This is a genomic window from Kitasatospora sp. NPDC058218, from assembly GCF_042882445.1.
Taxonomy (GTDB): Bacteria; Actinomycetota; Actinomycetes; order Streptomycetales; family Streptomycetaceae; genus Kitasatospora.
Window position 1 is genome coordinate 24845 of record NZ_JBHVWC010000089.1, and the last position, 10538, is coordinate 35382.

General features: G+C 74.4%; 12 protein-coding genes. 8 read left to right on the forward strand and 4 right to left on the reverse strand.

Going from position 1 to position 10538, the window contains the following annotated elements:
* Positions 1 to 35: 35 nt before the first annotated feature.
* The 5 genes from ACFVYI_RS38400 (at position 36) to ACFVYI_RS38420 (ending at position 4455) form a co-directional block, all read left to right on the forward strand.
* A complete protein-coding gene (locus ACFVYI_RS38400; protein ID WP_387894238.1) occupies positions 36 to 1082 on the forward strand; it encodes an IPT/TIG domain-containing protein in 1047 nt (348 codons plus the stop codon).
* 232 nt (positions 1083 to 1314) lie between these two features.
* Positions 1315 to 1872, forward strand: a complete 558-nt coding sequence (locus ACFVYI_RS38405; RefSeq protein WP_387894240.1) for a hypothetical protein — start codon at positions 1315 to 1317, stop codon at positions 1870 to 1872.
* Positions 1873 to 1995: 123 nt separating this feature from the next.
* Complete coding sequence (locus ACFVYI_RS38410) at positions 1996 to 2772, forward strand: LamB/YcsF family protein (RefSeq protein ID WP_387894241.1); 777 nt, start codon at positions 1996 to 1998, stop codon at positions 2770 to 2772.
* Positions 2773 to 2878: 106 nt separating this feature from the next.
* Positions 2879 to 3517: a 5-oxoprolinase subunit PxpB gene (gene pxpB / locus ACFVYI_RS38415; protein ID WP_387894243.1), complete on the forward strand. Its 639-nt coding sequence runs from the start codon at positions 2879 to 2881 to the stop codon at positions 3515 to 3517.
* 86 nt (positions 3518 to 3603) lie between these two features.
* Complete coding sequence (locus ACFVYI_RS38420) at positions 3604 to 4455, forward strand: biotin-dependent carboxyltransferase family protein (protein WP_387894255.1); 852 nt, start codon at positions 3604 to 3606, stop codon at positions 4453 to 4455.
* Positions 4456 to 4532: 77 nt separating this feature from the next.
* Here the strand turns inward: ACFVYI_RS38420 and ACFVYI_RS38425 are convergent, their stop codons facing one another.
* The 3 genes from ACFVYI_RS38425 to ACFVYI_RS38435 all read right to left on the reverse strand — a co-directional run bounded on the left by ACFVYI_RS38425 (position 4533) and on the right by ACFVYI_RS38435 (position 7075).
* Positions 4533 to 4754: a hypothetical protein gene (locus tag ACFVYI_RS38425; RefSeq protein WP_387894245.1), complete on the reverse strand. Its 222-nt coding sequence runs from the start codon at positions 4752 to 4754 to the stop codon at positions 4533 to 4535.
* Positions 4755 to 4925: 171 nt separating this feature from the next.
* Complete coding sequence (locus ACFVYI_RS38430) at positions 4926 to 5861, reverse strand: aminoglycoside phosphotransferase family protein (protein ID WP_387894256.1); 936 nt, start codon at positions 5859 to 5861, stop codon at positions 4926 to 4928.
* Between the two features lie 443 nt (positions 5862 to 6304).
* Positions 6305 to 7075 carry an alpha/beta fold hydrolase gene (locus ACFVYI_RS38435; protein WP_387894246.1) on the reverse strand — a complete coding sequence of 257 codons (771 nt, stop codon included), beginning with the start codon at positions 7073 to 7075 and terminating at the stop codon, positions 6305 to 6307.
* Between the two features lie 158 nt (positions 7076 to 7233).
* On the opposite strand from ACFVYI_RS38435, the gene ACFVYI_RS38440 reads away from it, so the two are divergent.
* Positions 7234 to 7764, forward strand: a complete 531-nt coding sequence (locus tag ACFVYI_RS38440; protein ID WP_387894247.1) for a PadR family transcriptional regulator — start codon at positions 7234 to 7236, stop codon at positions 7762 to 7764.
* Between the two features lie 163 nt (positions 7765 to 7927).
* Here the strand turns inward: ACFVYI_RS38440 and ACFVYI_RS38445 are convergent, their stop codons facing one another.
* Positions 7928 to 8476, reverse strand: coding sequence for a DUF4396 domain-containing protein (locus ACFVYI_RS38445; protein WP_387894249.1), 549 nt, complete (start codon positions 8474 to 8476; stop codon positions 7928 to 7930).
* A gap of 132 nt (positions 8477 to 8608) precedes the next feature.
* On the opposite strand from ACFVYI_RS38445, the gene ACFVYI_RS38450 reads away from it, so the two are divergent.
* Positions 8609 to 9304 carry a class I SAM-dependent methyltransferase gene (locus ACFVYI_RS38450; RefSeq protein ID WP_387894251.1) on the forward strand — a complete coding sequence of 232 codons (696 nt, stop codon included), beginning with the start codon at positions 8609 to 8611 and terminating at the stop codon, positions 9302 to 9304.
* A 266-nt stretch (positions 9305 to 9570) separates the two neighbouring features.
* Complete coding sequence (locus ACFVYI_RS38455) at positions 9571 to 10413, forward strand: undecaprenyl-diphosphate phosphatase (RefSeq protein WP_387894258.1); 843 nt, start codon at positions 9571 to 9573, stop codon at positions 10411 to 10413.
* Positions 10414 to 10538: the final 125 nt, after the last annotated feature.

Here is a 10538-nt window from a genome sequence, read left to right on the forward strand (position 1 = left end):
CGCACGACGGGGCCGGCCCAGCCATCATGCCTCATATGATCATCAGACTGGTACGAGGCGGCGTGACCGCCGCCCTGGCCGCGGCCACGCTCACCGCCGGCACCGTCGTCGCCGACGCCGCGACCACCGCCGCGCCCACCGCCCGCACGGCGGCCACCGGCCCGAATGTCAGCGTGACCCAGGCCGGCAACTACCCGATCTTCCCGGTCGACAGCACCAACTTCTCGGTGACCTGGACGTCCTCGGGCACCGCCGACCTCACCGGGGTCACCCACCTCACCGTCGAACTGCCGCCCGGCCTGACCACCAACGGCGCGACGATCACGTCCTTCCCCGACTACACCTTCACCGAGACCGTCTCGCCCGACGGCCGCCGGCTGGACGCCTTCTTCACCGGCAACCGGGCTCCGGGGCGCAGCGAGTTCATGAAGGTCTACGTGGCCTCCCACGGCACCAGGCCGTCCGGCGCGATCAAGGTCACGGCCGCGAACCGGAACGACACCGACCCGTCCGACAACGTCTCGACCTACCTGCTCGGCAGCGGCCCGCAGGCCCCCGCCACCCAGGCCGTGCCGGTGGTGACCGGCATCGGCACCGTGACCGGCCCGGGCACGGGCGGCACCGCCGTCACGCTGACCGGCACCGACCTGGACAACGGCTTCGTCCTGTTCGGCGACTCCGTCGCGACCGGCGGCTGCACCGCCACCAGCTGCACCGTCACCGACCCCGGCGGCTCGGGCAGCACGCCGGTGACCGTGGTCACCCCGGGCGGCTCCGCGGCCGCACCCTCGGCGTTCGACCACACCGGCGCGGCTCCCCCGGCGCCGCCCGCCCCGGTGGTCACCGGTCTGACCACCAGCACCGGGCCGGCCGCCGGCGGCACCAAGATCTACGTCCAGGGCAGCGGGCTGGCCGCCGGCACGGTGCTCTTCGGCGGGGTGCCGGCCACGCGCTCCTCGTGCGGCCCGACGCTCTGCTCGGCGACCGCCCCGGCGGGCACCGGCGTGGTCGACGTAACGGTGACCACGCCCGGCGGGACCAGCGCGACCGTCGCGGGCGACCGGTACGCGTACACCGCCTGACGGGGATCGTGCGGCGGGGCCCGGTGCCGGGAACGGCGCCGGGCCCCGCTGCGTTGCGGCGGGGAGGCAGGGCCGCGGGGCGCAGCGGGGAGGCAGGGCTACGGCCGGGAGCGGCCGGGTCGCGAGGCACCTCAAGGGCAAGTTGAACGCGTTCAATTCCAGGGTCTAGAGTCACTTCCGTGCAGGTGGGACAACCCGTCCCAGCTCCTCGTCGGCATGGGGGTCGACCGGTATGAACGGCACGTCCGAGAGCTTGACCGAACGCCCGCTGGACGAGGGGCGGGCCGCACTCCGGCGGGTGCGCCGGTGGCTCTGGGCCTTCGTGGTCTGCCTCGTCCTGAGCGGCCTGACGGCCTTCCCACTGGAGACCGAGACCCGGTGGCTGGCCGATGTCGCGGCCGGCCCGGCGGCCCCGCTCACCGACCACCTGCCGGCCCTGCGGGAATGGATCGAGCGGACCCGCGACGGCATCGCCGACACCAACGCCCGCTATCCGTTCCTGGCCTACGGCACCGACTGGCTGGCCTTCGCGCACCTGGTGATCGCGGCCGCGTTCTGGGGGCCGATCAAGGACCCGGTGCGCAACGTCTGGGTGATCCGGTGGGCCGTCCTCGCCTGCGCGGGCATCATCCCGCTGGCGCTGATCTGCGGGCCGCTCCGGGGCATTCCGCTGTACTGGCGATTCATCGACATGTCGTTCGGCATCATCGGCGTGGTGCCGCTGCTCGTCGTGCTGCGCGCGCTCCGACCGCTGGAGCGGCCCGCCCGCGCCGCCGCCGTCGCCGGCTGAGCCGTCCGGGGGAACGCCCGGGCCCCGCCCACGCGGTGCACCGGGCAGCGACGCAGGAGCGGCGACGGCCGTCACGCGCAGGCCCTACGATCTGGCTCAACAGCTGCTGGGAGGCGGACGGGCGTGGCCGATGCGGTGATCGATCTCAATGCGGACCTCGGTGAGGGGTTCGGACGCTGGACGCTGACCGACGACGAAGCCCTGCTCTCCGTGGTGACCAGCGCCAACGTCGCCTGCGGCTTCCACGCCGGAGATCCGTCCACCATGCGCCGGGTCTGCGCGCTGGCCGCCGAGCGCGGCGTGCGGATCGGCGCCCAGGTCTCCTACCACGACCTGGCCGGCTTCGGCCGCCGGGCGATGGACGTCCCCCCGGAGGAGCTGGCCGACGAGATCGCCTACCAGATCGGCGCCCTCCAGGTGTTCGCCCGCGCGGCCGGCTCCCGGGTCTCCTACGTCAAGCCGCACGGCGCCCTCTACAACCGGGTGGTCACCGACGCCGAACAGGCCGAGGCGGTGGTCGCGGGCGTGCTGCGGGCCGGGGCGGTCTGCGACGGCCCGCTGCCCGTGCTCGGCCTGCCCGGCTCCCGGCTGCTGGCGGTCGCCGAGGGCGTCGGACTGCCGGTGGTCACCGAGGCGTTCGCCGACCGCGCCTACACCTGGGCCGCCACCCTGGTGCCACGCCGCGAGCCGGACGCCGTCATCCAGGACCCGGAGACGGTCATCACCCGCGCGGTCGGGATCGCCCGGGACGGCGTGGTCGAGGCCGTCGGCGGCGAACCGATCGGCGTCGAGGCGCGCTCGCTGTGCGTGCACGGCGACACACCGGGTGCCGCCCAGCTCGCCTGGCGGATCCGCGGCGCGCTCGCTTCGGCGGGCGTGCGGGTGGAGCCCTTCGCGTGACGGCCGGCGGCGGGCGGGCAGGGGCGGCGCGGCCGTCGGCGTCCCCGGGTCCGGCATCCGCGGGCCCGGTGGCACCGCGTCTGCACGTGGCGGGCGGGGAACCCGGGTGAGCGGCGCGCCGCTGATCCGGGCGGTGGGCGAGCACGCGCTGCTCGTCGAGGTGGCCGGGACGGCCGAGGTCGGCGCGCTGTACGGCTGGCTGCGCCAACGCCTGGCGGTGGGCGAACTGCCCCCGGTCGAGGAGATCGTCCCGGCCGCGCGGACCGTCCTGCTCGACGGCGTGGCCGACGTCCGAGCGCTGACCGCCCTGCTGCGCGCCGCCCGCCCGTCGACGGCCGGCGCCACCCCCGGCCCCCTGCTGGAGGTGCCGACCGTCTACGACGGCGCCGACCTCGCCGAGGTGGCGGCGCTCTGGGGGGTCTCGCCCGAGGCGGCCGTACGGATCCACACCGCACCCGAGTACGTGGTCGCCTTCTGCGGCTTCGCACCCGGCTTCGGCTACCTCACCGGCCTGCCGCAGCAGTACGAGGCACCGCGCCGGGCCACCCCGCGCAGCTCCGTCCCGGCCGGCTCGGTCGCCTTGGCCGGCCCCTACACCGGCGTCTACCCGCACTCCTCCCCCGGCGGCTGGCAGCTGCTCGGCCGCACCGGTCTGCCGCTCTGGGACGCCTCCCGCGAACCGGCGGCCCTGCTGGCCCCGGGCGTGCGGGTCCGCTTCACCGCGGTGCGCGGCGGTGCGGCGTGACGGCCCCGCACGAGCCGTCGGCGGAGCACGAGCCGTCGGTCGGGCCTGAGCCGTCGGTCGAGCCTGAGCCGTCGGTCGTCCGTGAGCTGCTGGTCGTGCGACCCGGGCCGCTGACCACCGTGCAGGACCTCGGGCGGCGCGGCGTCGCCCACCTCGGCGTGCCCCGGGCCGGCGCGCTCGACGAGCCGGCGCTGCACGCCGCCAACCGCCTGGTCGGCAACGAGCCCGGCACGGCCGCGCTGGAGACCACGCTCGGCGGGGTCGCCCTGCGCGCGCACGGGCCGGTCCTCGTCGCCGTCACCGGCGCCCCCTCGACCGTGCGCGTGAACGGACGGACCGCCGCCTGGGGCGCACCCGTCGCCGTTCCCGACGGGGCCCTGGTGGAGGTCGGCGCCGCCACCCACGGCGTCCGCGGCTACCTCGCGGTGGCGGGCGGGATCGCCGTGCCGCCGGTGCTCGGCAGCCGCTCGGCCGACCTGCTCTCGGGGCTCGGCCCCGCTCCGCTGGCCGCCGGCGACGTGCTGCCGGTCGGGCCTCCCCCGCCCCACCGGCCGGTGCCCGACCTGGTGCCGCTGCCCGCTCCCCCGACGGAGCTGGTGCTGCGGCTGCGGCTCGGACCGCGCACGGACTGGTTCGCACCGCAGTCGGTGGCCCGGCTGGCCCGCGACCACTACCGGGTGGCACCGGCGAGCAACCGGATCGCGCTGCGCACCGAGGGCCCGCCGGTCGGCCGGGCCGTCGACGGCGAACTACCCAGCGAGGGCATGGTGCTGGGAGCCGTCCAGATCCCCCCGGACGGGCGGCCCGTGGTCTTCCTGGCCGACCACCCCACCACCGGCGGCTACCCCGTCGTCGGTGTCGTGCCGCCCGCCGACCTCGCCGCGGCCGCCCAGGCCCGCCCCGGGACGCCGCTGCGGTTCGTACTGCTGCGGGGCTGAGCCTGCGGGACCGAGCGTTCGGGACCGAGCCGACGGTCACCGGCGGCGAGCCGAGCAGAGCACCGCCGACCGCCGGCTCAATCGAAGCAGCTCGGACAGGACTTGGTGGCGACCCGGTCGCAGTTGCCCGCGGTGGCCCGCAGGGGCTGCGCATAGCTGACGTAGTAGCCGGAGACCGGCTCCGTCACCCAGCCGTACTGGGGCGCCGCGAGGATGCTGTCCGCGAGGTGGAAGCACCCCGGTAAGTGGGCGTAGCCGGTGGGCGAGACGATGGCCGTCGCCCCCGCGGGCCAGCCCACCCAGGCGGCACCGAGCGCCGCCCTACCGCGATCGAGACGCGGCGCCGACCCGTCGGCCGGGCAATCGCACCACGACATCTCACACCGCTCACACCAATCGGCACCCACACCCGACTCCTCCCCTGGGACGGGTGGATCCTACTGATCCCGAGCGGAGCGCCTCACCCCGGGTCAGCGCGTCAACAGGGCTTCGGCGACGGCGCGTTGGGTGGGGGCGACGACCGTCTCGCCGTCCTCGACGTCCCAGAGGGCGTTCTGGAGGACGCGGGCGAGGGTCCACGAGGTGGCACGGGCCCGGTCGAGGGCCAGGATGTCGGTCATCAGGTCGAAGCGACGGCGAAGGGCGCGCCGGACGTCGCCGGTGGCCGCGAGGTCGGCCCAGCGGTTGTGGAGGGCCGGCAGGAGTTCGAAGCCCGGGTCGCCGGCGAGTGGCTTCGGATCGATGGCCAGCCAGGGCGCGCGGCCGCCGGAGCCCGCCGGGGCCAGCACGTTGCCGTAGTGCAGGTCCCAGTGGAGCAGGCGGTCGCCCGGATCGTGCCGCACCTCGCGGAGGGCGGCGGCGCAGTCCGCGACCAACCGGCGGTCCCCCGGATCGACCAGGGCGGCGAGCGCCGCCGGGGCCTGGGCCAGCATCGCGTCGGCGATGTCGGCCAAATGACGCATTCCGGAAGGGGCCTGCTGTCGCGTCAGGCCGGCCAGCAGCTCGGCGAGGACGCGCAGGGCGGCGAGGTCGTCCGGAACTGCGAGCAGGGAGCGGTCCGGGTCCAGGCGTTCGAGCAGCATCGAGCCGGTTGCCGGGTCGTGGGCGAGGAGGCGGACGGCGCCCCGACCGCCCCAGGCGCGCAGGGCCATCGGCTCACCCACGGTCTCCTCGTCCACGGGTTGGAGCTTGAGCGCACCGGGCGTGCCGTCCGCGCGCAGCACCGGGAGGACGAGCCCGAGCACGCCGTGGGCGGGCGGGCCGGCGGGGCGCAGTCGCCAGCGCTCCATCAGCTCGGCGGCGAGCGCCGGGAGTCGGGCCGCCCAGCCGCGCCCGGTTTCGCCGAGGCAGTCGACCAGGGAGGCCGTCAGCGCGTCCGGCACCTGGATCGACGCGGGGCCGGGCATGGACGGGGCTGTGTGCGACATGGCGGGCAACTCCGGGGCAGCGGGCGGCAGGCGGGAGAGGGCGCGGGCCGGGTCGGTCGACCAGTCAGCCGGCTGGTCGGCGTGGGCACCGTCTGCCAGGGTGGCACGACCTTGCGGGGTGGCATGACGTGTCACTTCTGCGCGACCTGCCACCTCCGCGTGTCGTGCCACTTCGGCACGTCATGCCACCTCTGCGTGCTGCGCCACTTCTGCATGTCGTGCCGGAGCGTCGTATCGTGCCGCCTCTGCATGTCGTGCCGGACCGGCGTGACGCGCCAGGTCTGCACACGGAGTCGCATCGGCCCACCGGGCCCGGACTGTGCGATGCACCATCGCGGCATGTCGTGCCACTGTGGCACAGCCCGCCACCACGGCACGGCGCGCCTTCCAGGCACCGCACGCCCCCGGACCCTGCGTGCCTTTCAGGCGCGACGCGCCAGCGCGGCGGCGGCGACCACCGCGAAGGCCTCCGGATTGTCGAACATGATGTTGTGGCCGCAGTCCGGGATCGCCACCACGTCGACCCCCGACTCCCGCAGCCGCTCCGTGCCCGGCAGTTCGCCGTCGGCCTGGGGGTAGAGGAACGCCCTCGGGATGTCCATGCCGTGCAGGAGCTCGCGCACGCTCGGCACGGTGCCCCGGACGGAGCTGACGGCGCTGCGGTGGAGGGCCTCGGGGCCGGCCAGTCGCATGGTGGACCACCAGATCGGCCCGACCCACCGCCCGACCTCCTCCCGGCCGCCGGCCAGGAACTCCTCCTCGCTGAAGGTCGCGATCCCGCTGCTGCCCGGGCGGCGGACCGGCACGCTCGGGTCGAGATTGGCGTCGACCAGGAGGAGGTTGGCGACCAGCCGGGGGTGCCGGTGGGCGAGGACGGCCGCCACGGCGCCTCCCATGCTGTGCCCGACCAGCTCGACTCCCGCCAGGCCGGCCTCGTCGAGCGCCGCCGCCACCGCATCGGCATGGGCCTCCAGGGTGTACGAGAAGTCGGTCGGCCGGTCGCTGATGCCGAAGCCCAGCAGGTCGAGCAGGAGCGAGCGGCGCCCGGCGAGCAGCGGGTGCGCCGCAGCGGCGGCGAAGTAGACGGGCGAGCTGGAACCGAGGCCGTGCAGGTACACCCGGGCCGGCTCGGCACCGGGCACCTCCACCCAACGGATCCGGTCCTCGTTCGGGGTGACGATGGCCTGACGCACGGTCGAACTCCTTCTCGGGGCAGGGCGACGGGCTCACGGCAGGCCGACGAGGCCACCGCACGGCGTCGCGTCGCGGATCCTCGCGACAGAAGGACCATACCTCGGGATCGAGGTATAGCGACACCGATATATCGCGGCCGATCTGAGAGAGTGGTCCCATGCTGAAGCTCGCGATCCTCGGGTTCCTCCGCGACCGGCCCCTGCACGGCTACGAGCTGCGCCGTCACCTCGCCGCGCTCACCGGACACGTCCGGCCGATCAGCGACGGCACGCTCTACCCGGCGATCAAGCGACTGGAGGCCGACGGCCTCCTGCTCCGCAGCACCGAGCCGGGCACGGCGGCCGCACCCCGGCACACCCTCCACCTCACCGACGCGGGCCGGAGCGCCCTGCTCGACCGGCTCCGCACACCGGAGGACCTGGACATCAGCGACGAGAACCGCTGGTTCACCGTGCTGGCCTTCCTCCGCCATCTCGACGGCGAACCGGAGGCGCAGGCCACCGTGCTCCGCCGCCGGCTCGCCTTCCTCAGCGAACCGGCGAGCTTCTTCTACGACGGCGCACGCCCGGTGGGCGCCGAGGAGTTCGACGACCCGTTCCGCCGCGGGATGCTGCTGATCGCCCGCGCCACCACCGAGGCCGAACTGGCCTGGCTGCGCGACACCCTGACCGGCCTCGACCGGACCTGACCTGACCCGGCCGGCCGACCGACCGACCGACAAGCCCGCAAGCCGGGAGCCCGCCGAACACGACTTCGGCCGAAAACGGGAGAGACGGCAGAGCCGTGGCCCGCACCACCCTCCATCGGGTCGGTGCGGGCCACGGCTCTGCCGTCCGGGAGCGGGCCGGTGCTCAGTGCTGGTGGTGGGCGTGGACGACCGCGTGGCCGCGACCACGGGCGATCATCCACTTGTTGACCGGCACGGTCAGCGCGAAGGCGAGGGCGAGCGAGCCCGCCAGGGCGACCCAGAACAGCGCGTCACCGAGGCCGGCGTCCATCGCCCCCGGGACGGTGACCATCACGGTGTTGTCGATCAGCTCCATGACCAGGATCGACACGGTGTCGGCGGCCAGCGCGACCTTGACGGCGGCGCGGACGTCCAGGCCGGCCTTCAGCACACCGCGCATGGTCAGCGCGTAGCCGAAGACGAATGCCAGCAGCACCGAGAGCACCACGGTCGCGCCGTTGTGCAGGCCGAAAGCGGTGCCGAGGACCATGCCCAGGATCTCGCCGATGGCGCAGCCGGTGAGGCAGTGCAAGGTCGCCTGCGCGGCGGTCCGCCAGCTCGCCCCACCTCCGTGCGCCCCGTGGGACGCGTGCGCCGCGTGGTCCACATGAGCGGCGTGGTCCCCGTGGCCGGCGTGCTGGTGCCCGTGCTCGTGCTGTGCGGGATGTGCCATGTCGTCCTCCGCTTGCCCTGGCGCTGCGCTCTCGGTTCGTCGTCACCGAACATATACCCCCCAGGGGTATGCCGCAACCGGTACGGGCACGCCCTCTTCCCACCCTCCGCCCACCCGTGCTCCGATGGACGCATGGCCGATGAGCGACGCAACGGGTACGACGGCACCGGACCGGGCGCGATCACACCGGACGGCTGCGCGGTCGAGATGTACGAGCGGCTGCCGGTCAACGGCGAACCGGAGGTGATCGAGAAGGCGGTGCCCGCCGGCGCCCGCGTCCTGGAGCTGGGATGCGGGGTGGGCCGGATGACGCACCCCCTGCTCGACCGCGGCTTCGCGGTGACGGCCGTGGACGAGTCCGCCGAGATGCTGGCCCGGGTGCGGGGAGCCCGGACGGTGCACAGCCCGATCGAGCGGCTGGACCTCGGCGAGCGGTTCGACGTCGTCCTGCTCGCCTCCTTCCTGGTGCACGCCGGCGATCCGGCCGTCCGGCGGGGGCTGCTGGACACCTGCCGGCGCCACGTCGCGGACGACGGCGTCGTGCTGCTGCAGCGCGAGGGCGAGGACTGGCAGCGCAACGTGCCGCGCGAGCGGCCGCTGGGCCCGGACGGGCTGGTGCGGGTGGCCTCGGTCACCCCGGCCGGGGCCGGGGTGAACTCCGTGCACGTCGAGTACGAGTTCCCGGACGCGCGCTGGACCCAGACGTTCCTGTCCCGGCCGCTCGGCACGGCCGAGTTCGAGCGGGCCCTGGCCGACTCGGGGCTGACGGTGGACGCCTATCTCACCGAGGACCGGACCTGGGTGCGGGCCCGTCCGACCTCGGACTGAGCGGAGCACGCGCACCCGGACAGGGCGGCCCGACCCGGGGCGGGCACCCCGGGCGGGCCGGGGCGGGGGCGGGGAGCGAGGCTGTCACCTTCACCGCGTACCATCAGGCGCGCGCCGGGCCCCGCGCAGCCCGAGCGCCGGGCGGGACCGGCGGTTCGCATGCCATCGGCATGTGCCCCGTGCATGCCGACGGCATGTTCCCGCACCGACCAACAAGGACCGCTGATGCTCATCGAGCGACGGATACCCCGGGCGGGTGTCCGGTGATCGACTGGTTCCACGGAGCCGTCCTCGGCCTGATCCAGGGGCTCACCGAGTTCCTGCCGATCTCCTCCAGCGCCCACCTGCGGGTCTTCTCGGCCCTGCTGGGCTGGGACGACCCGGGCGCGGCGTTCACCGCCGTGACCCAGCTCGGCACCGAGTCCGCCGTGCTGATCTACTTCCGCCGCGACATCGCCTCGATCGTGAAGACCTGGACGCTCTCGCTGTTCCGGCCGGCGCTGCGCTCGCACCAGGACGCCCGGATGGGCTGGTTCGTGATCATCGGCACCCTGCCGATCGGCATCCTCGGCAAGCTGTTCCAGGACTCCATCGAGACCAACCTCCGCGATCTGCGGATCATCGGCACCACGCTGATCGTCTTCGGTCTGATCCTGGCGGTGGCCGACCGCACCCGCGCCGTCCGGCACGCCAAGCCGATCACCGACCTCACCCTGCCGCACGCCGCCGTCTACGGCATGGCGCAGGCACTGGCGCTCATCCCCGGCGTCTCGCGCTCGGGCGGCACCATCAGCGCCGGCCTGCTGCTCGGCTACAGCCGTGAGGCGGCCGCCCGGTACTCGTTCCTGCTCGCGATCCCGGCCGTGCTGGCCTCCGGCCTGTTGGAACTGTTCAAGATCGGCGAGGGGCCGGCACCGGCCTGGGGCCCGACCGTACTGGCCACCCTGATCGCCTTCGCGGTCGGCTACGCGGCGATCGCCTGGTTCCTGAAGTACATCTCGCACAACAGCTTCATGCCGTTCGTGGTGTACCGGGTGGCGCTCGGCATTCTGATCATCGTCCTGGTGAGCGTCGGCACGCTGACGCCCGACGCCGGCGTGGTGAAGTAGAACGCGGTTCCACCGGCACGACGCGCTTCCACCGGGCACTTCGCGGTTTCACCGAAGCGGCACGGTTCCACCGAAGCAGCGCAACCCCACGGTACGACGAAGCGGGCCGGGCACCTGATCAGGTG